This is a genomic window from Pseudoduganella sp. GCM10020061 (genome assembly GCF_042683405.1).
GTDB lineage: Bacteria > Pseudomonadota > Gammaproteobacteria > Burkholderiales > Burkholderiaceae_D > Telluria.
This window is the reverse complement of sequence record NZ_JBHUJS010000003.1, coordinates 584,865-609,694: the sequence shown is the minus strand read 5'-3', so window position 1 is coordinate 609,694 and position 24,830 is coordinate 584,865. Positions and strand designations below refer to the sequence as shown.

At 62.1% G+C, this 24,830-nt stretch carries 22 protein-coding genes; 18 read left to right on the top strand and 4 right to left on the bottom strand.

The features are described 5' to 3' along the window. The first annotated feature begins 16 nt into the window (after positions 1 to 16). From ACFSQR_RS10115 to ACFSQR_RS10105, 3 genes are read left to right on the top strand one after another with little or no spacing between them, the layout of a single operon-like run. Complete coding sequence (locus ACFSQR_RS10115; protein ID WP_377729637.1) at positions 17 to 634, top strand: lytic transglycosylase domain-containing protein; 618 nt, start codon at positions 17 to 19, stop codon at positions 632 to 634. Further along, a complete protein-coding gene (locus ACFSQR_RS10110; RefSeq protein WP_377729636.1) occupies positions 631 to 2,073 on the top strand; it encodes an alkaline phosphatase in 1,443 nt (480 codons plus the stop codon). The genes ACFSQR_RS10115 and ACFSQR_RS10110 overlap by 4 nt, the downstream gene beginning before the upstream one ends. After that, positions 2,067 to 3,431 (top strand): alkaline phosphatase, encoded by a 1,365-nt coding sequence (locus ACFSQR_RS10105; protein WP_377729635.1) that lies wholly within the window; start codon positions 2,067 to 2,069, stop codon positions 3,429 to 3,431. The genes ACFSQR_RS10110 and ACFSQR_RS10105 overlap by 7 nt, the downstream gene beginning before the upstream one ends. Before the next feature lie 132 nt (positions 3,432 to 3,563). On the opposite strand, the gene ACFSQR_RS10100 is transcribed toward ACFSQR_RS10105, so the two are convergent. The 3 genes from ACFSQR_RS10100 to ACFSQR_RS10090 all read right to left on the bottom strand — a co-directional run bounded on the left by ACFSQR_RS10100 (position 3,564) and on the right by ACFSQR_RS10090 (position 6,093). After that, positions 3,564 to 3,926 carry an SWIB/MDM2 domain-containing protein gene (locus tag ACFSQR_RS10100; protein WP_377729634.1) on the bottom strand — a complete coding sequence of 121 codons (363 nt, stop codon included), beginning with the start codon at positions 3,924 to 3,926 and terminating at the stop codon, positions 3,564 to 3,566. A gap of 199 nt (positions 3,927 to 4,125) precedes the next feature. Continuing rightward, positions 4,126 to 5,118 carry an alcohol dehydrogenase catalytic domain-containing protein gene (locus ACFSQR_RS10095; protein ID WP_377729633.1) on the bottom strand — a complete coding sequence of 331 codons (993 nt, stop codon included), beginning with the start codon at positions 5,116 to 5,118 and terminating at the stop codon, positions 4,126 to 4,128. A 21-nt stretch (positions 5,119 to 5,139) separates the two neighbouring features. Beyond that, entirely contained in the window at positions 5,140 to 6,093 is a 954-nt protein-coding gene (locus ACFSQR_RS10090; RefSeq protein WP_377729632.1) for a LysR family transcriptional regulator, read from the bottom strand. 103 nt (positions 6,094 to 6,196) lie between these two features. Here ACFSQR_RS10090 and ACFSQR_RS10085 point away from each other — a divergent pair, with 103 nt between their 5' ends. Both ACFSQR_RS10085 and ACFSQR_RS10080 read left to right on the top strand, forming a co-directional pair. Further along, positions 6,197 to 6,856 (top strand): NADPH-dependent F420 reductase, encoded by a 660-nt coding sequence (locus ACFSQR_RS10085; protein ID WP_377729631.1) that lies wholly within the window; start codon positions 6,197 to 6,199, stop codon positions 6,854 to 6,856. 15 nt (positions 6,857 to 6,871) lie between these two features. Then, a complete protein-coding gene (locus tag ACFSQR_RS10080) occupies positions 6,872 to 7,750 on the top strand; it encodes an SDR family oxidoreductase (protein WP_377729630.1) in 879 nt (292 codons plus the stop codon). Positions 7,751 to 7,838: 88 nt separating this feature from the next. On the opposite strand, the gene ffh is transcribed toward ACFSQR_RS10080, so the two are convergent. Then, entirely contained in the window at positions 7,839 to 9,209 is a 1,371-nt protein-coding gene (ffh, locus tag ACFSQR_RS10075; protein ID WP_377729629.1) for a signal recognition particle protein, read from the bottom strand. A 297-nt stretch (positions 9,210 to 9,506) separates the two neighbouring features. Between ffh and ACFSQR_RS10070 the strand changes: the two genes are divergently transcribed. The 13 genes from ACFSQR_RS10070 to ACFSQR_RS10010 all read left to right on the top strand — a co-directional run bounded on the left by ACFSQR_RS10070 (position 9,507) and on the right by ACFSQR_RS10010 (position 24,729). Further along, on the top strand, positions 9,507 to 10,310 hold the full coding sequence (locus ACFSQR_RS10070) for an inner membrane protein YpjD (RefSeq protein WP_377729628.1): 804 nt from the start codon (positions 9,507 to 9,509) through the stop codon (positions 10,308 to 10,310). Further along, positions 10,307 to 10,558 (top strand): PP0621 family protein, encoded by a 252-nt coding sequence (locus ACFSQR_RS10065; RefSeq protein WP_377729627.1) that lies wholly within the window; start codon positions 10,307 to 10,309, stop codon positions 10,556 to 10,558. The genes ACFSQR_RS10070 and ACFSQR_RS10065 overlap by 4 nt, the downstream gene beginning before the upstream one ends. Further along, a complete protein-coding gene (locus ACFSQR_RS10060; protein WP_377729626.1) occupies positions 10,559 to 12,223 on the top strand; it encodes a sensor histidine kinase in 1,665 nt (554 codons plus the stop codon). 28 nt (positions 12,224 to 12,251) lie between these two features. Continuing rightward, positions 12,252 to 13,721, top strand: a complete 1,470-nt coding sequence (locus ACFSQR_RS10055; protein ID WP_377729625.1) for a sigma-54-dependent transcriptional regulator — start codon at positions 12,252 to 12,254, stop codon at positions 13,719 to 13,721. 435 nt (positions 13,722 to 14,156) lie between these two features. Then, positions 14,157 to 17,081 carry a ribonucleoside-diphosphate reductase subunit alpha gene (locus ACFSQR_RS10050; RefSeq protein WP_377729623.1) on the top strand — a complete coding sequence of 975 codons (2,925 nt, stop codon included), beginning with the start codon at positions 14,157 to 14,159 and terminating at the stop codon, positions 17,079 to 17,081. Between the two features lie 132 nt (positions 17,082 to 17,213). Further along, positions 17,214 to 18,326, top strand: a complete 1,113-nt coding sequence (locus ACFSQR_RS10045; RefSeq protein ID WP_377729622.1) for a ribonucleotide-diphosphate reductase subunit beta — start codon at positions 17,214 to 17,216, stop codon at positions 18,324 to 18,326. A gap of 82 nt (positions 18,327 to 18,408) precedes the next feature. Continuing rightward, positions 18,409 to 18,912: a TIR domain-containing protein gene (locus tag ACFSQR_RS10040; RefSeq protein ID WP_377729621.1), complete on the top strand. Its 504-nt coding sequence runs from the start codon at positions 18,409 to 18,411 to the stop codon at positions 18,910 to 18,912. Beyond that, a complete protein-coding gene (locus tag ACFSQR_RS10035) occupies positions 18,909 to 19,769 on the top strand; it encodes a DUF4231 domain-containing protein (protein ID WP_377729620.1) in 861 nt (286 codons plus the stop codon). The genes ACFSQR_RS10040 and ACFSQR_RS10035 overlap by 4 nt, the downstream gene beginning before the upstream one ends. 32 nt (positions 19,770 to 19,801) lie before the next feature. Further along, positions 19,802 to 20,719 (top strand): TIR domain-containing protein, encoded by a 918-nt coding sequence (locus tag ACFSQR_RS10030; protein ID WP_377729619.1) that lies wholly within the window; start codon positions 19,802 to 19,804, stop codon positions 20,717 to 20,719. Between the two features lie 86 nt (positions 20,720 to 20,805). Beyond that, positions 20,806 to 21,474 (top strand): toll/interleukin-1 receptor domain-containing protein, encoded by a 669-nt coding sequence (locus tag ACFSQR_RS10025; protein ID WP_377729618.1) that lies wholly within the window; start codon positions 20,806 to 20,808, stop codon positions 21,472 to 21,474. 163 nt (positions 21,475 to 21,637) lie between these two features. After that, positions 21,638 to 22,177, top strand: a complete 540-nt coding sequence (locus ACFSQR_RS10020) for a DUF4256 domain-containing protein (RefSeq protein WP_377729617.1) — start codon at positions 21,638 to 21,640, stop codon at positions 22,175 to 22,177. 241 nt (positions 22,178 to 22,418) lie between these two features. Continuing rightward, positions 22,419 to 22,982 carry a hypothetical protein gene (locus ACFSQR_RS10015; RefSeq protein WP_377729616.1) on the top strand — a complete coding sequence of 188 codons (564 nt, stop codon included), beginning with the start codon at positions 22,419 to 22,421 and terminating at the stop codon, positions 22,980 to 22,982. Between the two features lie 757 nt (positions 22,983 to 23,739). Then, complete coding sequence (locus ACFSQR_RS10010) at positions 23,740 to 24,729, top strand: hypothetical protein (RefSeq protein WP_377729615.1); 990 nt, start codon at positions 23,740 to 23,742, stop codon at positions 24,727 to 24,729. Positions 24,730 to 24,830: the final 101 nt, after the last annotated feature.

The following is a 24,830-nucleotide window of genomic DNA, read 5'->3' as shown; positions in this document are numbered from 1 at the left end:
AAAGGCTGCCGCCTGTATGCTGGTCGTGGCCGGGCTGCTGGACGCGGCCCCGGCCAGTGCGGGAAACCAGAAAGAGGAAGCGCTGGCCGACTCGGTGCGCGTGGCGCTTTCCAACTCCATCCGCGACGCCCGTCCCCCCAAGCCGAGCTTCCGCAATGCGCAGGCGCGCGCCTACTACGAACAGTGGGTGGTGCAGATGTCCGACCGCCTGCACCGCAAGATCCCCGATGTGCAGGCCCGCATCGAATTCCTCGAAGCGGTGTGGTACGAATCCACCCGCGCCGGCCTCGAGCCCGGCCTGGTCCTCGGCCTGATCCAGGTCGAATCGGCCTACCGCAAATACGCCGTGTCGGTGGTCGGCGCGCGCGGCTACATGCAGGTGATGCCGTTCTGGACGAAAGTCATCGGCGACAGCAACCGCCGCGCGCTGTTCGACATGCACACCAACCTGCGCTACGGCTGCTCGATCCTGCGCATGTACATCGACATCGAGCGCGGCAACCTCTATCTCGCGCTCGGCCGCTACAACGGCAGCCGCGGCAAACCGAAGTACCCCAACGCCGTCCTCGCGGCGTGGAAGAAGTGGGAGTTCAAGCCGGGCTTCCACCTCACATCGACGAAAGCACCACAATGAAACTGAAGACAATCGCCGCGGCGCTGGCGCTGGCGGCACTGGCCGGCTGCGCAAGCGCACCCCGGCAGGCGCCGCTCGCGCTGGCCCAGCCTGCGCCGGCAATCCAGGGCGCCGCACCGAAGAACATCATCTTTTTCCTCGGCGACGGCATGGGAATCACCACGCTGACCGCTGCGCGCATCTACGCGGTGGGCGAAGAAGGCATGCTGCCGATCGACCAGCTGCCCGAGTCGGCATTCGTGAAGACTTACTCCAACAACGCGCAGGTGACCGACAGCGCGGCGGCGATGTCCGCACTGATGACCGGCGTGAAGGTGAACAACAACGTGGTCGGCATGAGCACCGACACCAGCGCCGTGTATCCGGCGAAGGACGCGAACGGCAACAGCCAGGTCAGCGCCTGCAAGGACGGCAAGCCGGTGCGCAACCTGCTGGAGCTGGCGAAAGCGCGCGGCATGGGTACGGGCGTTGTGACCACCACCCGCATCACCGACGCGACCCCGGCGGCGACCTACGCGCACGCCTGCCACCGCAAGATGGAAAACGATATCGCGGCGCAGCTGGTGCCGGGCGGCGCGGGCTTCAACCCGGCGCTCGGCGATGGCGTCGATGTGCTGTTCGGCGGCGGCCTGCAATTCTTCACCCCGCACGCGAAAGGCGGCGCGCGCGCCGACAACCGCGACCTGCTGGGCGAACTGCGCGCGCGCGGCTACACCGTCGCCAGCGCCAGCGCCGACCTGGCGCAACCGGCAGCACGCATGGTGGGCCTGTTTGCACCAGCCGACATGAGTTTCGACGCCGTGCGCGATCCGGCCAAGGAGCCGAGCCTGAAGCAGATGACCGAGGCCGCCATCGACGTGCTGGCGAAAAAGCCGTCGGGCTTCTTCCTGATGGTGGAGGGCGGCCGCATCGACCACGCGCTGCACGCCACGCTGGGCAAACGCGCGCTGCAGGAGACGGTCGCGTTCAACGACGCGCTCAAGGCCGCCATCGACAGGATGCAGGCGCTCGATCCCGGCCTGAAGAACACGCTGATCGTGGCCACCGCGGACCACGACCACACGCTGCTGCTGAACGGCTATGCGCGCCGCACCGGCCCGACCACGGCCTCGGAACCGGGCGTCATCGGCATCATCAAATCGGTGGAAGACGGCAAGCCGCTGCGCGACATGGATGGCGCGCCGTTCACCATCATCGGTTTCGGCAACGGCGAGAACCGCGTGGCGGGCAGCCGCGGCGATGCGCCGCACCTGACCGATGCGGCCGCGGCCGGCGACGAGTACCACCAGGAAGCAACCGTGCGCGTGAAGCCGGGCCGCGAGACCCATGGCGGCATCGACGTGTACCTGGGCGCGACCGGCGCGCGCGCGGAGACCTTCCGCGGCACCATCGAGAACACCCGTGTATTTGAACTGATCAAGGCGGCAGCACAATGGTAAACAAGACGATTTGCGCCGCGCTGGCGCTGGCATTCACGTGCACGGCAGCGCAGGCGGGCGACGCCCGCAACGTGATCTTCTTCCTCGGCGACGGCATGGGTCCGGCGGCGATCACGGCCGCGCGCATTTACAAGGCGAAGGAAGAGGGCCTGCTGCACTTCGAGCAGTGGGAGCGCACAGCTCGCATCAAGACCTACTCCAACGACGCGCAGACCACCGACAGCGCACCGTCGATGGGCGCCTACATGACGGGGCGGAAGATCAACAACGACGTGATCTCGTCGGCGGCCAGGCCGTTCGACCCGGCCAAGGACGCGAACGGCAACCGTTCCATCCCGCGCTGCGACGACACCGACAAGCCGTACACCACGATCCTCGAGCTGGCCAAGGCGGCCGGCAAGTCGGTGGGTGCCGTGACGACCACCGAGCTGACGCACGCGACCCCGGCATCGACCTTCTCGCATGTCTGCCACCGCGATATGGCCTACCAGATCGCCGCCGCGGTCGTGCCGTTCGGCGCAGGCTACAACAGCGCGCTGCTCGATGGCGTGGACGTGCTGATGGGCGGCGGCCGCAACCACTTCACGCCGTTCGACAAGGCGAGCAACCCCAAGGGCCGCGCCGACGGCCGCAACCTGGTGGCGGAACTGGCCGCGCGCGGCTACACGGTTGCCAGCGACCGCACGCAACTGATGGCGGCACGCCCGGCCGGCAAATTCATCGGATTGTATTCGGCGGAGAGCCACCTGGCCTATGTGTCCGAGCGCAATGCGGCGCAGCCGACGCTGGCCGAGATGGCGGTGAAGTCGGTTGAGATGCTGTCGAAGAATCCCAAGGGCTTCTTCCTGATGGTCGAAGGCGGCAAGATCGACCATGCGCTGCACGATTCGCACGCGCGCAACGCGGTCATCGAAACCGTGGCGTTCGACGACGCGATCAAGGCGGTGCTGGACAAGGTGCGCGAGACCGATCCGAAGCTGGAGAACACGCTGCTGGTGGTCACCGCGGACCACGACCACACCATGCAGATCAACGGTTACTCGAAGCGCGGCAATCCGATCCTCGACATCGTGCGCAACGTGGAAGACGGCCAGCCGGCGCGCGATGCGGACGGCAAGACCTTCACCACGCTGGTGTTCGGCACCGGCCCGAACCGGCCGGGGCAACGTTCGGACGTGGACGGCGAACTGGCGCAGGCGCACGCGTACCACCAGGAGAGCGGTGTGCGCATTCGCAGCGAAACGCACGGCGGCGGCGACGTGAAGCTGTACGCGATTGGCGCGGGTTCCGCCGCGTTCAAGGGCACGATCGAAAACACGAAAGTGTTCGACCTGATGAAGGCCGCCTTCGGCTTCTGACGAGGAAGAGGGCAGAACTGCCCGCTCAGCGGCGTAGGGACAGTCCCCCACCCCAGCCCCCAATGTAAAAGCCCCGGCATGCCGGGGCTTTTCGTTTGCGATATTGGGTGGACAATACCAGCTGTATTCTTATTATTTCAGGTGATCCGAAATCAGCTTGGTCATTTCGAACATCGATACCTGGGCTTTGCCGCCGAAGACAGGCTTGAGCTTGTCGTCCGCGTTGATCATGCGGCGGTTTGCTGCGTCTTGCAGGTTGTGCTTCTTGATGTATTCCCAGACCTTCTTGGTCACTTCGGTGCGTGGCAGCGGGCTCGCGCCGACCACGGCCGACAGGTTCGCCGATGGAGTCATCGCTTTCATGAATGCTGCGTTAGGCTTGCGTGCTGCTGCAGGCTTGGCTGCTGCTGCCTTAGCTGGTGCCGCCTTCTTTGCCGCTGGCTTTGCTGCCGCTTTCTTTGGAGCTGCTGCTGGGGTTTTTTTGGCTGTTGCCATCTTCGAGCCTCCTTAACGAACAATGGGAAATTGCGATTGTCAGATTCGCACCGGCTTATATTGGTGGGGATTTTCCGTTGTTGCAAGTCTTTTCGTAATTTTTTCGCCTGAGCCCATTGTATAGAGGGAGATTCGCCACTTTTTGATGCCTTGGGAGTACACGGGAGGGACGTGCCGGTGAAGATCGGGCGCCCCGCGCTTACCGGTTCTCGACCAGCATTGCCACAATCTTGCCCACCGTGTGCTGAGAGCGCATCCGCTTCAAGGCGTCGCCGACTTCGTGCAAGCCAATCGTCGCCAGCCGCGGGACGATCAGCAACCCGGCTTCGAGCAGGGCACTGACCTGTCGTCCCGCTGCCAGCAGGGACGCCCGGCCCGGCGCTCCGTGCCGATGGCCGGACCCGAGGCTGAGTTGATGGAAGCTGAGCCCGTTCATGAACGCTTCCGGATAAACCTCCGGCCGGACGGTGCGCACCAGTTCCACCATCCTTCCCTCGTACCCTAGCGTGCTGGCGACAACGATATCGTTGTCGCCGCCCACCGCATCGATGGCGGCAGTGACACCCTGGCCGCCGGTCCGCGCGAACACCTGCGCCGGCACATCCCCGGTACGATAATCGATCGCCTCGGTCGCGCCCAGTGAGCGCACCAGGCCATGGTTCTGCGGCGAAGCAGTGGCCAGCACCTGGCGCACGCCAAGATGGCGCGCCAGCTGGATGGCAAACGTCCCCACGCCGCCCGCTCCTCCTGCGATCAGCAGGCGGTCGGTATCGCGGACACCCAGTTTGTCCACCAATGCCCTCCACGCGGTCCAGCCGGCGCACGGACTTGCCGCGGCAATCTCCGCCGGGAGCCTGGGGTGCGGCAGCAGCGTGCGCGAATCGTGCGCGGAAAATTCCGCGAATCCGCCGTTCGGCCGGAACATGTCGCCGTGGTAGAGCACCCGGTCGCCAACTGCCCAGCCCGAAACCGCCGCGCCAACAGCGGCAATCTCGCCCGACACGTCGAGCCCCGCCACCCAGGCGTCGCTCATTGCGGGCACCATGCCATGCCATTGGTCGATCTTCGCATCGACCGGATTCAGTCCGCAGGCATGGACCTTCACCAGCACGTCAAACGGTGACAATTGCGGCCGGGGGCGTTCTGCGACAGCAAACGTGTCGGTGGCAGGGTCATAGATGAGTGCTTGCATGGTTATCCTCGCGCGACCGGGTCAGGCGTAATAGGGGCCGAGTTCGTCCCGGGTGATGTTGAACGCCTCGTTGGCGGCGAACCCTTCTGCCAGGTAGTCAACCGCTGCTCGCACGCGCGGTGCCGCCAGCGCCCGGTGCGGGAATTGTATGGCGAGGGTGCGCGAACCCGCCTGGTGCACATGCGGGAGCAATACCTTCAATTTGCCGTCGCGGATGAGCTCCCAGGCATGCGGCAATCCGGCCTGGGCGATGCCGATGCCTCGTGCGGCCGCATCGATCGCGGCGAATGGCGACGACACCGTCAGTACCGGCTGCTCCGGGCGGTACGCCAGGGGAGGGCCATCCGGCCTCGTGAAATTCCAGGGCGAGACCTGCCCGCTGAGAAAGCGAATGCTGATCAGCTGATGCCGTGCCAGGTCGCGGACGCGGACGGGCACGCCGTGGGTCGCAAGGTAGCCGGGGGACGCTACCAGTACCGTCTGCAGGACCGCAATCTGGCGCGATACCAGGCTGGAGTCCGCATTGTGGCCGCCGCGCAGCGCAATGTCATAGCCTTCGGCGATGATGTCCACCTGGCGGTCATCGAAATCGATCTCGAGTTCCAGCGCGGGATAGCGGGCGCGCAATCCCGGTACCAGCGGCATCAGGTAGGTGAGTCCGAAGTTGTTGGCACATGAAATTCGGATGGTGCCGCTCACCTCGGCGCGCTGCGCGGCTACTGCGTCGACGGCGGCCTCCAGCGCTTCGATGGCGACGCGGGCGCGCTCGAGGAACGCTTCGCCCTCGCGCGTCAGGCGCTGGGAGCGGGTGGTGCGGTTCAGCAGGCGCACGCCGAGCGCCGCTTCCAGGTTGGCGACGTTCTTGCTGACAGCGGCAGGCGAAATGCCGAGGGCACGGGCGGCCGAGGCGAAACTGCCGCGGTCGGCGGTTTGCACGAACGACAGTATCGCAGGGACACGCTGGGCAGCATCCATTCACAACCTCCATTTACGAATCAATCAACCTTCACCTATCTTATTTTAATTCTTCACCGGCTTCACACTGTCGTTCGCAGCATCCATCTTCCAAGGAGAACGAATGAAACACTACACGGTGGCCATCCTGGGCACGGGCGTCGTTGGCGTCGCGCTGGCCAAGGGCTTCATTGCAGCCGGTCATAAAGTCATTTTCGGCACCCGTACGCCGGCCGGCGAGAAAGCCAGTTCCGCGCTTGCGGAAGTGCCGGGCGCGACTGCTGCAAGCCATCCGGAGGCCGCAGACGCTGCCGACCTGGCCGTCATCGCCCTCCCATGGAGTGCCGTCGCGGGAACCCTGTCGGCCGGCATGGCGTCCGCGCTGGCGGGCAAAGTCGTCATCGATGCCACCAACCCGCTCGATTTCTCGGCCGGCGTACCGGTGCTCGCCCTGGGCCATACCGACTCGGCCGGCGAAACGGTCCAGCGGCTGCTGCCTGGGGCGCGCGTCGTCAAAGCCTTCAATATCATCACCGCTGGGAAGATGGTACGCCCGCACTTCGACGCCGGGCAGGCTGACATGTTCATAGCGGGCAACGACGAACAGGCAAAAGGCTCCGTCGCGGAAATCCTGCGTCATTTCGGCTGGCGCGGCCCGATCGACCTGGGCGGAATCGAACAGAGCCGCCTGCTCGAGCCACTTGCAATGATCTGGATCACCTACGGTTTCCGCCACCAGCACTGGAGCCACGGCTTCAGCCTGCTCGGCCAACAAGCGTCATAAACACAGGAGAAATCTATGCAACAGAACATCATCATCACCGGCGCCGGCGGCGGCTTCGGCAAACTGACCACGCTGGCGCTGGCACAAGCTGGCCACAACGTGGTGGGCACGCTGCGCGACATCGAAGGACGCAACCGCGTCGTTGCTGCCGAGCTGCGCGGGGCCGGCGTGGCGCTGGTCGACATGGACGTGACCAGCGATGCGAGTGTCGAGGCCGGGATGGCAGCCGCGCTCGACAAGCTTGGCGGACGCCTGGATGTGGTGATCAACAACGCAGGCTATGGCGTCATGGGCCTGCAGGAAAGCTTCACGCCGGAAGACTGGCAGAAACTGTTCGATATCAATGTGTTTGGCATGGTGCGCGTCAACCGCGCGGCGCTCCCCACCTTGCGCGCACAGCGCCGCGGGCTGCTGGTGCATGTGTCGAGCCTGCTTGGCCGCATGGTGCTTCCTTTTTACGGCCCATACAATGCGAGTAAATGGGCCGTGGAAGCAATGGCCGAAAGCTATCGTGTCGAGCTGGGGGGATTCGGCGTAGAGAGTGTCATCGTGGAGCCGGGCGGATACCTGACGGGCTTCATCGATAATCTGATCAAGCCGACTGACCAGGGACGCGACGCCGGCTACGGTCCGATGGCGCAAGCACCGCAGCATGCGCTGGAGTCGTTCGAGACGGCGCTGAAGTCGAATCCCGAGCAGGATCCACGCAAGGTTGCACAGGCCATCGTCGATCTCATCGCCACACCCGCAGGCCAGCGCCCGGTCCGGACAGCGGTTGACTTTACCGGGATGGCGAGCCAGGTCACTCCTTACAACGACCAGCTTGAGCAGATCATGCAAAACGTCTATGGCGCCTTCGGGATTGGCGGCATGCTCAAGCCAAGCGTCGGCTAAGGCCCCGAGGTGGCGCGTTCAGTGCCGCTGCTGCGCCGACTGAGACTGAAGTGAAAAAAAGCCGCATAAAGCGGCTTTTTTTTTACGATCAGCGCATCCCCGGAGGCATCATGCCTTTCATCGAGCGCATCATCTTCATCATGCCGCCGCCTTTGAGCTTTTTCATCATCGTCGCCATCTGGTCGTACTGCGCCAGCATGCGGTTCACTTCCTGCACCTGCACGCCCGCGCCGGCCGCGATGCGGCGCTTGCGCGTGGCCTTGATCAGCTCCGGCTTGGCGCGTTCGGCCTTGGTCATCGAGTCGATGATGCCGACCATGCGGCGCACCTGCTTGTCCGCCTGGTCCATGTTGGCGCCGCCTGCGGCCTGCTGGAACTGGGCCGGCAGCTTGTCCATCAGGCTGGCCATGCCGCCCATCTTCTTCATCTGGCCCAGCTGCGCCTTGAAGTCGTTCATGTCGAAACGGCCGCCGACCTTGATCTTGTTGGCCAGGTCCGCAGCCGCCTTCGCGTCCACGCCCTTGCGCGCTTCCTCGACCAGCGCGAGGATGTCGCCCATGCCCAGCACGCGGTTGGCCATGCGCTGCGGATCGAACGCTTCCAGGCCGTCCAGCTTTTCGGAGACGCCGGCGAACTTGATCGGCTTGCCGGTGATGTGGCGCACCGACAGCGCCGCGCCGCCGCGCGAGTCGCCATCGAGCTTGGTCAGCACCACGCCGGTCAGCGGCAGCGCGTCGTTGAAGGCCTTGGCGGTGTTGATCGCATCCTGGCCGACCATCGCGTCGACCACGAACAGCGTTTCGATCGGCTTGACCGCCGCGTGCACGGCCGCGATCTCCTGCATCATCGCTTCGTCGATCGCCAGGCGGCCGGCGGTGTCGATGATCAGCACGTCGTGGTAGTGCTTCCTGGCCCAGTCGAGCGCGCCGAGCGCGATGTCCACCGGCTTGTCGGTGGCGCTGGACGGGTAGAAATCGGCGCCGACCTGCTTGGTCACCGTTTCCAGCTGCGCGATCGCGGCAGGGCGGTAGACGTCGGCCGAGACGGTCAGGACCTTCTTCTTTTTCTCTTCGCGCAGGTACTTGGCGAGCTTGCCGACGGTGGTGGTTTTACCCACACCCTGCAGGCCGGCCATCAGGATGATCGCGGGCGGCTGCTGGGCAAACGACAGCTGGGTCGCCTCCGGTCCCAGGTCCGCGCCCATCAGCACGCCCAGCTCGCGCTGGACCACGCCGACCAGGGCCTGGCCCGGGCTGAGCGAACCGATGACTTCTTCGCCCATCGACTTTTCTTTTACGCGCGCGATGAATTCGCGCACCGCCGGCAGCGCCACGTCGGCCTCGAGCAGGGCCATGCGCACTTCGCGCAGCATCTCCGCGGTATTCGCCTCGGTCAGGCGGGCCTCGCCGCGCATCGTTTTGACGACTTTGGCAAGGCGTTGGGTCAAGTTATCAAGCATGGTCTACCTGGCAATCTGGATGAGGAATGCAGAAATCCGCAAAGCGGCATTTTACCCCATCGGGCAGAAGGGGTTTGCCCAAAAACAGTGCGCGCGTCGGGTGAAAACCCTTCCGCATCAACCGCCTGCGTCCACATCTCCAACCCGTCATCCCAGCGTATGCCGGGATCCATACTGAGGTTGAGATGCGGAGCGCGCCCCGCATGAAGCTCAGTATGGGCCCAGCCGGGTCCCGCCCTGGCGCCGGGCCGACGAGGTGGCCGGCAACTGTTGCCGCCGTTGGTGTAAACTGGAGCGATGCTAAATATTTTCCTTGTCGCGGCCGCAGTGCTGTACGGAGTCTGCGCAGTCCTCCCGGCGCGCATGCGTGGCGCGCTGACCGCCACCAGCGCGCTCGCCTGGCTGGCCCATGGCTACGGCCTCTATTTATATATAGGCGCGCAGGATGCGGTGCGGGTCGGCTTTGCGATGATGCTGTCGTCGGCGCTGTGGGTGTCCGTGTTCGCGTACTGGATCGAAAACCGCAACTTCTCGCTGGACGGGCTGCGCCGCCTGGTCATGCCCGCCGCGGCCGTCGCCGCCGCGCTGCCGCTGGCCTTCCCGGGTTCGCTGCTGGCGCTGGGAGGCCGCGCGAGCGCTTTCGGCTGGCACGTCGCCATCGCCATCATGGCCTACAGCACGCTCACGATCGCGGCATTCCACGCGGTGCTGATGGCGCTGCAGGAGACGCGCCTGCACACCCGCGACGCCGGCAAGGGCTGGCTCGCTTCCACCATCGACCAGCTGCCCGCGCTGATGACCATGGAGCGCCTGCTGTTCCGCATGATCGGGATCGGCTTTGCGCTGCTGACGCTGACCGTGCTGTCGGGCGTGGTGTTTTCCGAGCAGCTGTTCGGACTGGTGCTGAAGTGGGACCACAAGACCGTGTTCGCGCTGCTGTCCTGGCTGCTGTTCGGCGCGCTGCTGGCCGGCCGCAAGTGGCGCGGCTGGCGCGGCAAGACCGCGCTGCGCTTCACCCTGGCCGGATTCGCCACCCTGCTGTTCGCGTATGTCGGCAGCCGTTTTGTACTTGAAGTTGTGCTGCACAGGGGACTCGCATGATGCGCCTTTTGTTCTGGATCGCGCTGGTGGTCCTGGTAGTCATGGCGATTCGCGCCAAACTGCGTTCGGAGATTCGCCGCCATGGAGCGGCCGCGCGCCGCGACGACCAGCCGCAGGCTGGCGCGGCCAGCCCTGAAGCGATGGCGCGCTGCGCCCATTGCCACGTATATTTCCCGTCCTCCGAATCGGTCCGCGCGGACGGTCTCGACTACTGCTGCCCGGCGCACGTCCGCCTGCCTGCCAAGTAAATGGCACGCTTCCAGGCGCTGTCGCAGGAGTCGCGCGCCACATTCTGGCGGTCGCTGGGCACGCTGAACATCACCCGCGCCGTCATCGCGGCGGTGCTGCTGGCTTACGCGGTGCTTGGTCCGGCTACCGGCCGCCCGGTCGCCTGGCTCTACACCGAAGCCTGCATGGCCTACCTGGCGTTCGCGCTGGGGTTCGCCGCGCTCACTTATTTCGTGCGCCGCCGCTTCCTGCTGCAGCTGATGACGCAGGTGGCGGTCGACATTGCGATCATCTCGACACTGTACGTGGTCGCGGGCGGCCTGCGCAGCGGGCTGGCCATCCTCTACCTGTTCCCGCTCGCAGGCGCCGCGATCCTGGCGCCGCTCCTGCTGGCATTGTTCTGCGCGTCGGTGGTGGCGCTGTTCATGCTGGCCGAGACCACCTACAAGGTGTTCATTGCCGACGGCGACATCCCATACCTGCAGACCGGCCTGTATGGCGCCGCCTATTTCGCCGCGGTGTTCGTGGTCAACCGGCTCGCGGCCAAGCTGATCTGGCAGGAAGAGCTGGCCGTGCGCCGCGGCGTGGACCTGGCGATCCAGCAGGCCGTCAACGAGATCGTCATGGCCGACATGGGCGACGGCGTGCTGGTGACGGGGCGCGACGGCCATGTGTTCGCCGCCAACCCGGCGGCCCGCCGCATGCTGGGCCTGGGGCCGGTGGGCGGAGGCTTCCTGCTGGCCGCCGCGCCCGCGCTCGAACCGATCCTGGCAGCGTTCCAGGCATGGATCGACGATCCGGACGGGCAGCGCGTCGCGTTCGTCCATATCAAGCCGGTGGCCGACGCGGGCGGCGCCGGCGCGCCGGTGTGGAGCGGACGGCGCGGCACCTCCGCCCATCTGCAACTGCGTTTCGCACGCGCGCACACGCCCGACCCGGCGTCCGACCGCTGCGTGATCTTCCTGCAGGACGTGAGCGCTATCGAGAACCAGGCGCAGGAACTCAAGCTGGCATCGATGGGGCGGCTAACCGCCTCGATCGCGCACGAGGTGCGCAATCCGCTCTCGGCCATCAGCCATGCCACGTCGCTGCTGGCCGAGGACCTGGTCGAGAAGCCGCACAAGCGCCTGCTCAAGATCGTGGGCGACAACGTCGGCCGCGTGAACCGCATGGTCGAGGACATCCTGCAGCTGTCGCGCAAGGTGCAGCCGCACGGCGAGCCGGTGCATTTGCAGGCCTTCCTCGCCGAGGTGGTGGCGGAGTTCCAGGAAACCCACAAGCTGGCCGATGGTATAGTCGCTTTCGAGGCGCGGTCCAACCCGGCGGTGCGCTTCGATCCGCTGCACCTGCGCGAGGTGATTGCCAACCTGCTCAACAACGCGGTGCGCTACGCGAGCGGGGCGCCGGGCAGCATCCGGCTGTACGCCGTGAGCGATGGCCGGACCGAGCTGCACGTGCAGGACGACGGCCCCGGCATCACGCCCGATGTGCGTGCCCACCTGTTCGAGCCGTTCTACACCACCTCCAGCAAAGGCACCGGCCTGGGCCTGTACCTGGCGCGCGAACTGTGCATGAACAACCACGCCAACCTCGACTACGAATACCGCTTCGACGGCATGCACGGCAACCAGCGCAAGGCAAGCGGCAGGTTCGTGATCACCTTCGGCCAGCGCAACGGCATCTAGCGCAAGCAGATTTGAAAGGCAGCACTCAATGAGTTCACCCCGCATCCTGGTAGTCGACGACGAAGCAGACCTGCGCGAGCTGCTCGAGATCACGCTCGTGCGGATGGGGCTCGACGTCGACAGCGCCGAGACGCTGCGCGAAGCGCGCGCCTTCCTCAAGGAGAACAGCTACGCGCTGGTGCTGACCGACATGCGCCTGCCCGACGGGCTGGGACTGGAACTGGTGCGCGAGGTAGCCGCGAGCTACAAGTCGACGCCGATCGCGGTGGTCACCGCGTACGGTTCGGCGGACAACGCCGTCATCGCGCTCAAGGCGGGCGCCTTCGACTACGTCTCCAAACCCGTGGTGCTGGACGAACTGCGCGTGATGGTGCAGTCCGCGCTGCGCCTGTCCGCGCCGGGTCCGGACGCGGCCGCGGCCACGCCGCCGTCGCGCCTGATCGGCGGCTCCGAGAAAATGCAGGCGCTGCGCGCGCAGATCGGCAAGCTGGCGCGCTCGATGGCGCCGATTTCCATCACCGGCGAATCGGGCAGCGGCAAGGAACTGGCCGCGCGCGAAATCCACGCGCAGTCGACGCGCGCCGGCAAGCCCTTCATCGCGGTGAACTGCGGCGCGATCCCGGAGGCGCTGATGGAAGCGGAGTTCTTCGGCTACCGCAAGGGCGCGTTCACGGGCGCGGCGGACGAGCGCGACGGCTTCTTCCAGGCCGCCAATGGCGGCACGCTCATGCTCGACGAAGTGGCGGACCTGCCGCTGGCGATGCAGGTCAAGCTCCTGCGCGCGATCCAGGAGCGCCGCGTGCGCAAGATCGGCGCGACCGTGGAGGAGCCGGTGGACGTGCGCATCATCAGCGCCACGCACCAGGACCTGGCGAAGTGTGTTGAAAACGGCAAGTTCAGGCAGGACTTGTTCTACCGCTTGAACGTCATCGAACTGGCGCTGCCGCCGCTGCGCGAGCGCCTGGACGACCTGCCGATGCTGGCCGATGCGGTGCTGGCGCGGCTGGCGCCGGCCCGGCAGGCTCCGGCGCGGCTGGGACCGGGCGTGATGGATGCGCTGCGGGCGTACAGCTTCCCGGGCAATGTGCGCGAGCTGGAGAACGTGCTGGAACGCGCACTGGCATTTGCCGCGGACGGCGTGATCGAAGTGGGGGACTTGTCGCTCAAGGCGGCGCGGCCGGCCGAGCAGCGGGTGCCGGCAGCGGCGCTCGTGCCGCCAGCGCCACCGCCGCCGCACCCGGTTTCCGCGCAACCGGAGGTCGCCGAGCGTGGCGCACCGGCGGTAGCGCCGGCTGCGGCGCGGCCCTCGTTGCCCCATGTGCCGGATACGCTGCCGAGCGACCTGCCCGCTTATTTGGAACAGGTGGAGCGGGAGATCATCCTGCGGGCACTGGCGCAGACGCAGTTCAACCGCACCCAGGCGGCGCAACTGCTGGGGATCAGCTTCCGGCAGTTGCGTTATCAGATGCAGAAGCTGGACATCCAGGCGCCCGAATAGCGGTGCCCCGTCTGCCAGCGTTTGGCGGAAATGACTATTTATATGGCGATTCCGCCAAAAAGCCGGGGACGGTATTGCCGCCTTGGCGCCGCCGCGGACAGTCCCGTTCCCGGAGCCTCATGCATACGTAAGTTAGTGCTCGCTAACCGCGCAAGGCTTTCCGTTCGCGGCCTTTCCAAAGTCAAGTGTGCACGGGAAAAAAATAGACAAAAATTTAGGTTTGGAGTTGTTGCACAGGGCAATTTCAGGCACTACAATTAGTCCCATCTTAAGACTCATCACTAGATGTAGTAGCAAAACGGGGAACTCTCCCCAAGTAGTAGATTCCACACAATTGAAGCGAAAGCCAGCTGGCGGCATCGGTTGGCGGGGTTTTTTCTGCCTTATTAATGAATAACGAAGCGGCGGCACGACCGTCGCACTGTTGGGGGCCCAATGCAAACTTCTCAAGACATTTCCACTTCCCACGCTTCCGCTACCACGGCCGCACCACGCGCTGACGTGTCGGCCACCGAGGCGGCTTCGCGCGGCGACTACCGCATCATCCGCCGTAACGGCGCCGTGGTCGCGTTCGAGCCGTCCAAGATTTCGGTCGCGATGACCAAGGCCTTCATCGCCGTCAACGGCGGCCAGGCCGCCCAGTCCGCGAGCATTCGCGACCTGGTGGAACAGCTGACCAACAACGTGGTGGCTGCGCTGGTGCGCCGCCAGCCGTCCGGCGGCACCTTCCACATCGAAGACGTGCAGGACCAGGTGGAACTGTCCCTGATGCGTTCGGGCGAGCATGACGTCGCGCGCGCCTACGTGCTGTACCGCGCCAAGCAGATGGAAGAGCGCAAGGCCGCGCGTGAAGCGCAAGGCGCGCCAGTCGTGGCTGCACCGCAGATCCACGTGGTCGACGGCGGCACCCGCCGCCTGCTGGACATCGAAGAAGTCCGCTCCCTGATCGGCGCCGCCTGCGTCGGCCTCGAAAAGCACGTCGACGCCGAAGCCATCCAGGCCGAAACCGTCAAGAACCTGTACGACGGCGTGCCGGTCGAAGAACTGCACAAGTCCGCCATCCTGGCCGCCCGCGCGCTGATGGAAAAGGATCCTGCGTACAGCCAGGTGACCGCACGCATCCTGCTGCACACCATCCGCAAGGAAGTGTTCGGCCAGGAAGTGCCGCAGGCGAAGGCCGCTGCGCACTACGTGACCTACTTCCCGCAGTACATCGCCAAGGGTATCGCCAACGAACTGCTCGACCCGCAGCTGGCAACCTTCGACCTGGACAAGCTGGCCAAGGCGCTGGTCGCGGACCGCGACCTGCAGTTCGGCTACATCGGCCTGCAGACCCTGTACGACCGCTACTTCCTGCACGTGCGCGACGTGCGCATCGAGATGCCGCAGGCGTTCTACATGCGCGTCGCGATGGGCCTGGCGCTGAACGAAACCGACCGTGAAGCGCGCGCCATCGAGTTCTACAACCTGCTGTCGACCTTCGACTTCATGTCGTCGACCCCGACCCTGTTCAACTCGGGCACCCTGCGTTCGCAGCTGTCCTCGTGCTACCTGACCACCGTCTCGGACGACCTGGAAGGCATCTACGACGCGATCAAGGAAAACGCACTGCTGGCCAAGTTCGCCGGCGGCCTGGGTAACGACTGGACCCCGGTGCGCGCGCTGGGCGCCCACATCAAGGGCACCAACGGCAAATCGCAGGGCGTGGTCCCGTTCCTGAAAGTGGTGAACGACACCGCCGTCGCGGTCAACCAGGGCGGCAAGCGCAAGGGCGCGGTCTGCGCCTACCTGGAAACCTGGCACATGGACGTGGAAGAATTCCTCGACCTGCGCAAGAACACCGGCGACGACCGCCGCCGCACCCACGACATGAACACCGCGAACTGGATTCCGGACCTGTTCATGAAGCGCGTGATGGAAAAGGGCCAGTGGACCCTGTTCTCGCCGTCGGAAGCGCCAGACCTGCACGACAAGGTCGGCAAGGCCTTCGAAGAAGCCTACACCGGCTACGAAGCCAAGGCGGCGCGCGGCGAAATGCGCGTCTTCAAGAAGGTCGAGGCGCTGGACCTGTGGCGCAAGATGCTGTCGATGCTGTTCGAGACCGGCCACCCATGGATCACCTTCAAGGACCCATGCAACATCCGTTCGCCGCAGCAGCACGTGGGCGTGGTCCACAGCTCGAACCTGTGCACCGAGATCACCCTGAACACCAATGAATCGGAAATCGCGGTCTGCAACCTGGGCTCCGTGAACCTGCCGGCCCACATGAAAGAGGGCAAGCTGGACCACGTCAAGCTGCAGAAGACCGTGCGCACCGCAATGCGCATGCTGGACAACGTCATCGACATCAACTACTACGCTGTCGACAAGGCCCGCAACTCGAACATGCGCCACCGTCCGGTCGGCATGGGCGTGATGGGCTTCCAGGACTGCCTGCACATGATGCGCGTGCCGTTCGCCTCGCAGGAATGCGTGGAGTTCGCCGACACCTCGATGGAAGCCGTCTGCTACTACGCCTACCTGGCATCGTCAGAGCTGGCCGAAGAGCGCGGCCGCTACGAGTCGTACGCCGGTTCGCTGTGGGACCGCGGCATCCTGCCGCAGGACTCGATCAAGCTGCTGGCCGAAGAGCGCGGCGCCGACTACCTGCAGCAGGACACCTCGTCCAAGATGGACTGGACCGTGGTCCGCGAGCGTATCAAGCAGCACGGCATGCGCAATTCGAACTGCGTGGCGATCGCTCCGACCGCGACCATCTCGAACATCATCGGCGTGTCCGCTTGCATCGAGCCGACCTTCCAGAACCTGTACGTGAAGTCCAACCTGTCGGGCGAGTTCACCGAGATCAACGCCTACCTGGTGCGCGACCTGAAGGCGCGCGGCCTGTGGGACGAAGTGATGATCGCCGACCTGAAGTACTTCGACGGCTCGCTCTCCAAGATCGACCGCGTACCGCAGGACCTGCGCGACATCTACGCTACCGCGTTCGAAGTCTCGCCGACCTGGCTGGTGGAAGCCGCATCGCGCCGCCAGAAGTGGATCGACCAGGCCCAGTCGCTGAACATCTACATGGCCGGCGCATCGGGCAAGAAGCTGGACGAGACCTACAAGCTGGCATGGCTGCGTGGCCTGAAGACCACCTACTACCTGCGCACGATCGCCGCGACGCACATGGAGAAGTCGACCTCCCGCACCGGCGCGCTGAACGCAGTGGCAGTGGACGGCGGCATGTCCGCCTCGGCGACGGCGGCTGCAGCAGCGGTCACCGCAGCTGCAGCGCCGGCAGCAGTCGAAGAAGGCGCCGCCTGCTACCTGCGTCCAGGCGACGACGGTTTCGAGGAATGCGAAGCCTGCCAGTAACCTAAGCGAAGAGGGGACTGTCCCTATGGGACTGTCCCCCGCCTTAAGCCCAGGGGACTGTCCCCAACGGGGACCGTCCCCAGCTTTTCAGCCAGAACAGAACCACCTACAAAATAAACGAGGACGAACACAATGCTATCTTGGGATGACGAAGCCGCTTCCAGCGCCGCGCCAGCCGCGCGTCCACAAGCCCCAGCCGACACCGGCGCCACCGCAGAGCAGGTGGCAAAGCGCGTTAACGCCGACGACAAGCGCATCATCAATGGCAAGACCGACGTGAACCAGCTGGTCCCATTCAAGTACAAATGGGCATGGGACAAGTACCTGGCCGGCTGCGCCAACCACTGGATGCCGCAGGAAGTGAACATGCAGCGCGACATCGAGCTGTGGAAGAACCCGAACGGCCTGTCCGAAGACGAGCGCCGCCTGGTCAAGCGCAACCTGGGCTTCTTCGTCACCGCCGACTCGCTGGCCGCGAACAACATCGTGCTGGGCACCTACCGCCACATCACCGCCCCCGAGTGCCGCCAGTACCTGCTGCGCCAGGCGTTCGAAGAGGCGATCCACACCCACGCCTACCAGTACATCGTGGAGTCGCTGGGCCTGGACGAGAAGGAGATCTTCAACGCCTACAACGAGATCGATTCGATCCGCGACAAGGACCAGTTCCTGATCCCGTTCATCGACACGCTGACCGATCCTGAGTTCAAGACCGGCACCGTGGAGCAGGACCAGAAGCTGCTCAAGTCCCTGATCGTGTTCGCCTGCCTGATGGAAGGCCTGTTCTTCTACGTCGGCTTCACCCAGATCCTGGCGCTGGGCCGCCAGAACAAGATGATGGGCGCCGCCGAGCAGTACCAGTACATCCTGCGCGACGAGTCCATGCACTGCAACTTCGGCATCGACCTGATCAACACGATCAAGATGGAAAACCCGCTGCTGTGGACCCCGGCCTTCAAGGAAGAGATCAAGACGCTGTTCCTGAAAGCGGTCGACCTGGAGTACCGCTACGCGGAAGACACCATGCCGCGCGGCGTGCTGGGCCTGAACGCCACCATGTTCAAGGGCTACCTGCGCTTCATCGCCAACCGCCGCGCGGTGCAGATCGGCCTGGAGCCGCTGTTCCCGAACGAGGAAAACCCGTTCCCGTGGATGTCGGAGATGATCGACCTGAAAAAAGAACGCAACTTCTTCGAGACCCGCGTGACCGAGTACCAGACCGGCGGCGCCCTGAACTGGGACTAATTATTGATTTATCGCTGCTTGTCTTAGCAGTCGCCTAAGTCGACAACGTGGCGACTGCACCCTTTGCAAAAAAAGGAGACAAATGAGTTACCGAAATAAGACTTATGTGATCTTCGATGGGGATGAAGATATTTGGGCGTATGGCCGAATGAAAGGGTGGAATGCCCTCGAAACGGTCGACTTTAATTTTTTCGATGCCCACGACCTTAATGCTCTGCGCGATGGCAGTGCGGAGTCTACGGTCAAAAGAAAGTTACGCGAGCGGCTGGCCAACGCGAAGCAGGCCATTGTCTTGATTGGGGAGAATACAAAAAATCTGTATCGGTACGTGCGATGGGAAATCGAATGCTGTATCGACTTGGGTATTCCGATCGTCGCTGTAAACCTCAATGGCCTTCGCATCATGGACGGAAAACTTTGCCCACCCATCTTAAAAAATAAGTGTGTTGTTCATGTCCCATTCAAAATGAAAATTATCAGGCTCGCTCTCGATGATTTTTGCGCCAACTACCACCAATATGTTGCGCAAGGGATCACCGACTGCTTTTATCCTGCCGCTACATATTCCAGTCTGGGGATCGAATGAAGGATGAAGATTATCCTGCCCTCTACCGTGCCGGGGACCGATTAGCAAGCAAAGCGCAGACACATTTTTTTAAAGTTCTCTTCCTCAATTTATTCTTACTTGTCATCGCTGCAACGCTGTCTGTTTTTGACCTTCCGCTTGTCGAAATCGCCTACGCTCAAGCCACCGTGCTTTTACTCAGTTTGGGCTGTGCATTATACTTGGGCTTCGCGCGCCCGGAAAGGATTTGGTATGGCGGGAGAGCCTTGGCGGAATCAATAAAAACGGTAACGTGGCGATACATGATGAGGGCTGAGCCCTACAATGTGCCCGACGCACAGGCGCGATTGGCATTCATTGAGGTCCTAGCTAAATTGAGAGGGAGTAATACAGAAATATCGAAGAAGTTACTTGATGAAAGTATGAGCTATCAAGTAACTAATTTCATGGTGTCGACGCGTGCTCTTTCTTTTTCAAAGCGGAAAGAATTTTATCTTCAGGGACGTATTTGCGATCAACTGAACTGGTATCAAGGCAAAGCTCGGGCTAATGATAGAGCGGCGACGATCTTTTTCGTTGTGCTGTGTGCTGCGAACATCATCGCTATCGGACTCGCACTCTCTAGAATAAAGTATTCAGATGAGCAGTTTTGGCCGACTGATATAGCAATTGCCATTGCTGGAGCACTACTTGCTTGGACTCAAGCTAAACGATATCGCGAGTTAAGCGCCTCATACGCGCTAACCGCACAAGAAATTAGTTTGATTCGAGAGCAGCTGTTCAATGTATCTGGTGATGCGAAATTTTCCCACTTCGTCGGAGATGCCGAGAATGCTTTCTCGCGAGAGCATACTCAATGGGTGGCCAGGCGAGACTGATAGGATAGGTAGATTTCTCTCGGAGATGGCGCTTGATACACCCAAAATTGCTGCGTGATATTGAGAATACGGTCTCTGATTTGAGGTCGTCTGACTTTAATTCGTTCTCCCGATATATAAAAAAGCTGTCGAGACTGCTTCATGATCAGCAACTTGAAGACTTGACGTCCCAGCTGGCAGAAATGGTCGATCTGGATGCATGGATTGCTGCCGGAGAAGCTACCGCAGGGAGTATGGTCGGCAGTGCCCAGCTCGAATGGCCCATGGATACGGAAGCTGAGCTTGGTCTTGCCATCAAGTTAGTAGACCGCTTCGCCGAACAACCGAGTTGGGCGGTAGATTTCTCATTCACTTTTTGCTATGCCGGCGGGAGTATTTCGTCCAATTTGCAAAAAATGGTTGAGCAAATTCTTGTTCCGTTTGTGCGGGATTATATCAATTTTCTTACTGCGGCCACTGGAACGCAGGAAGTGGCGCAAATTAATTCGAGGCCCGATCTGCCTACGCGAAAAATTTTTGTCGTGCATGGCCACGATCATTCAATCCTTGATTCGGTTGCTCGATTCTTAGAGAAAATCGAATTTGAGCCAATCGTTCTTCATGAGCAGGCGAATTTGGGTCGCACGGTTATCGAGAAGATCGAAGCCCACAGCGATGTGGGATTTGCCGTTGTGCTGCTTACACCGGACGATGTGGGAAGCGTGCTAGGTGGACAGCAACGTTCGCGAGTGCGGCAGAACGTGATGTTAGAACTCGGATATTTTATCGGACGACTTGGCCGCAGCCATGTCTGTGCGCTGAAGAGAGGCGAACTTGAACTTCCATCTGATTTTGGAGGGGTTTTGTACGAGGATTTTGATTCCGGGGGGGTATGGAAAGGCGCGCTGGCGCGAGAGCTCCAAGCTGCTGGATTCGAAATTGACTGGAATTTGGTTTTAAGAGGTAAGTAGTGAGCGACATTGCTAATTTCGGAACTTCTGTCTGATCAAAGTCCTCTCTCGGTATACGTTTTATAGGACAATTTAAATGGAGCCATATGGCGCGTATTAGCGATAGAGATCTTTTCCTTAAGCGCTTGGAAAAGCTTTCCGCCCCAGAGGGCGGTTTTGTGACCAATGACACACTGCGTGTTGAACTGAAGTGGGAAAAGTCGAAGTACAAAGCCATTCATAGCTCTTTACGGCAAGAGGAGCTTATTGTGGTAAAGCGCGGTCGTGGAGGGTTGGTTGCACTTGCGGCGAATAAGAAGGCGGATCGAATGAAGGTTTTCGTTTCTTATAGTCACAAAGATCAAGATCTAAAGGACCGGCTAATAAATCATTTACGGCCTCTTGAAAATGAGGGTTTGATTGCGATATGGGTTGATCATCAAATTAAAGCTGGTGATGATTGGGATGCCGAAATCGCAAAAAAATTGAGTAGTGCAGACGTTGTCTTGGCCCTTGTAAGTATAGACTTCATCAATTCCAAGTATTGCTATGCTGTAGAGCTAGAAAAAGCACTGGAACGAGAGGCGGAAGGCGACGCGAAAGTAATTCCGGTGATTCTTAGAAGCTGTTTGTGGAATAAATCTCCCTTAGGGCGTTTGAAAGCCCTCCCGACAGATGGCAAGGCGGTTATGACGTGGGGCGATATTGATGAGGCTTTGACCGTGGTTGCCATTGGCGTTCGCGATGCCGCGATCGCATTATTAGAAGATGCTTGATCACGGTCATCTGTCACTTTGGAGGTGTCGACCTGAAGAGGGGGATGCAATTTCTTCGGTGGCGCCTTGAACTGGGACTGACCTAATCCTGATACGAGGACGATCGAAAAGCGCCGACTTGCTCGGCGCTTTTTTATTACCAGGACGTTTTGTGGAGGGGAGCATGGAGCAAAGTGCAGGGCTGCTGGACACCTTGAAGACCCGTTTCGAGGCGAATATGAAGCGCCACCCCGGCCTGGAGTGGGCTGCAATCGCGGCCCGGCTGGAAGCACATCCGGAAAAGCTCTGGTCGCTGGCGCAGATGGAACACTCCGGCGGCGAGCCGGACGTCGTCGGCTATGACAAGGCGTCGGGCGAATTCATCTTCTACGACTGCTCGGCGGAGAGTCCCTCGGGGCGGCGCAGCCTCTGTTACGACCGTGCCGGCCTCGAGTCCCGCAAGGAGCACCGGCCTGAGAACACGGCCGTGGACCTGGCCGAGGCCATGGGCATCTCGATCCTGACCGAGGAGCAGTACCGCCACCTGCAGACCCTGGGCTCGTTCGACGCCAAGACGTCCAGCTGGCTGAATACGCCCGCCGACATCCGCAAGCTGGGCGGCGCGATCTTCGGCGACTTTCGCTTCGGTCGGGTATTCGTCTATCACAACGGCGCCCAATCCTATTACGGCAGCCGTGGCTTCCGCGGCGCGCTGAGCGTGTAGCCCCGTCATTCCTGCGAAGGCAGGAATCCATACTGAGGTGGCGTGACAGGAACCGGCGCGATGGGACGCTCAGTATGGGTCCCAGCCTCCGCTGGGACGACGGCGTGCTACTATTCGCGCCAGGTGCACAGGGGCGCCTTCCCGCAAAAGAGGCGCTCACCCTTCAATCCGATTTCTCTGGATATGATCAATCTGTTCGTTCGGCTTAGCGGGAAGCCATCGATAACGAATGGAAGGCATCATGACCAATCTCCCCCTGAACGGCGACGCTTCGACTCGCCAAACCACCTCCGCGGTTCCCGCCAACGAAATCAAGGTACGCGCACGCCTGCTGCTGAACGCTTTGCGCCGGCAGGAAGCCGGGGCCATCGAACTCGCCCGGTCCGTTTCGGCATCCCGCCGCTGGGCGGAACCTGCCGAATGGACGCTCACCCACTGCATGAACATCGCCTCCGCCCGCGCCGGATTCCAGCACTGGGACCACGCGCGACGCGTGCTCGGCGGCGTGGCCCCCGATGGCGACGACGCAGGCACGCTCTGGTATGACAACGCCTGCGAGGCGCTGACCAACCAGTGGTTCGCCCACTATGCCGAAGCCCGCGCGATCCACGACGCATCGTCTTCGCTCTACCTGCTCCCGTACCGGCGACAGTTCATCGTGGTGGACCGCCACTTCATCGAGCTGCTTGGCCTGGATGCGTCCGATCCAGCGTGGACCGAAGCCGGGCGTGACCTGGTGAGCGGGTATGGTAGTCCGGCCTGGCGTGAACTCGCGATGCGGCGCTTGCGCGCGATGCGCAGGTAGCGCGGACGCGCGCGCGCCGACGCGAATCTTGGTCGAACGCGCGCGCTTTTTTGCGTGCGAGTGGTGAAGGAGTGTCGCGTGCAGAACACAGTCGCGGCGATTCCACGCGCATGTTCGATGTGGCCGCGATGCGGGCGCACACGCGCGCCTGCATTTCAAAGAAACCCAATTGGCAATTGGTCTACTTTGATGAACAACGTTTTCGGTGCGGTGGCATTTCCGCGCCAATGACCGCACGCGCGGACGCAAAATGCGAAACGGGCTCTGCATGGCGTGCGGCCCGATGCGGAAAAGCGTGAGAAAATTCGCCGCACTAGTTGCGCATTGACAAGGTTTTCGTGTACTTTACGTGATTGAATTTGCCGCAACACGAAAACAAAAATTTTTTGTACGTGCGAACGCAAAAAAACCGATCAAAAGTGGGAAGCTGAACCCGACAAATATGCCGTTAAAACCATCGCCGAATTCGCAAAGCCGCATTGCCTGATTGAGTCGGGCAAGGCGGCTTTTTCGTTTTCGGGGTGGCTTGGACGGGTGGGGACAGCGGTAGTAAACAGATACGTCGCGCAAGCGACGATGGCTGAAGTGCTGCAATTCGTGAGGAGTTGCAGCAGTTCAGCTGGTGCCGGATTCATTAGCACAAACGCCGATAGACGCGGTTTGTGCCGATGAATAATTCGCCTGGCCTGGTTCTTTGGGCCGGACGGGTTTCAAACATTGAAGCTACATTTTTCATCGCAGATGAAGGAGAACTCAAATGGCAACAGCCGCTAAGAAAGACGATACCAAGAAGAAGGCAGCCGCTAAACCAGCGGCTGCTGCCAAGCCAGCAGCAAAAAAAGCTGCAGCTAAACCAGCAGCGAAGAAGGCAGCCGCCAAGCCGGCAGCGAAGAAGGCAGCCGCCAAGCCAGCAGCTAAGCCAGCAGCGAAGAAGGCAGCAGCCAAGCCAGCAGCGAAGAAGGCAGCAGCTAAGCCAGCAGCAAAGCCAGCAGCGAAGAAGGCAGCAGCTAAGCCAGCAGCCAAGCCAGCAGCGAAGAAAGCAGCAGCTAAGCCAGCAGCAAAGAAGGCAGCAGCCAAGCCAGTAGCAAAGAAGGCAGCAGCCAAGCCAGCAGCGAAGAAAGCAGCAGCTAAGCCAGCAGCCAAGAAGGCAGCAGCCAAGCCAGCAGCAAAGAAAGCAGCGGCTAAGCCAGCAGCAAAGAAGGCAGCAGCCAAGCCAGCAGCGAAGAAAGCAGCAGCTAAGCCAGCAGCAAAGAAGGCAGCAGCCAAGCCAGCAGCGAAGAAAGCAGCAGCCAAGCCAGCAGCAAAGAAGGCAGCAGCCAAGCCAGCAGCTAAGCCAGCAGCCAAGAAAGCCGCAGCCAAGCCAGCAGCCAAGAAGGCCGCAGCTAAGCCAGCAGCAAAGAAGGCGGCAGCCAAGCCGGCAGCCAAAGCAGCAAAACCAGCGGCCAAGTCGGCAGCAGCAAAGCCGGCAGCTAAGAAGCCAGCAGCAAAGGCAGCGGCTAAGCCTGCAGCAAAAAAGCCTGAAGCAGCTGCTAAGCCAGCAGCTAAGCCAGTAGCGGCCAAGAAGCCAGCAGCCCCAAAGGCAGCAGCTCCTAAGGCAGCAGCACCGGCAGCCAAGCCAGCAGAAGCCAAGCCGGCAGCAGCAGAGACCAAGCCAGCAGCATCGACGCCAGCACCGGCAGCACCAGCTGCCAAGACCGTGCTCGCTCCTGCAGCAGCATGGCCATTCCCGACCAGCAGCCGTCCGTAATCGCAGCTGGGCCTGGAATAGGGCAGAATACCGCTGTGTGATCAGTCACACAGCGGTTTTTTTTATTGAGGAGTGTTTGTGTTTGATATCGTCCAGTTAAT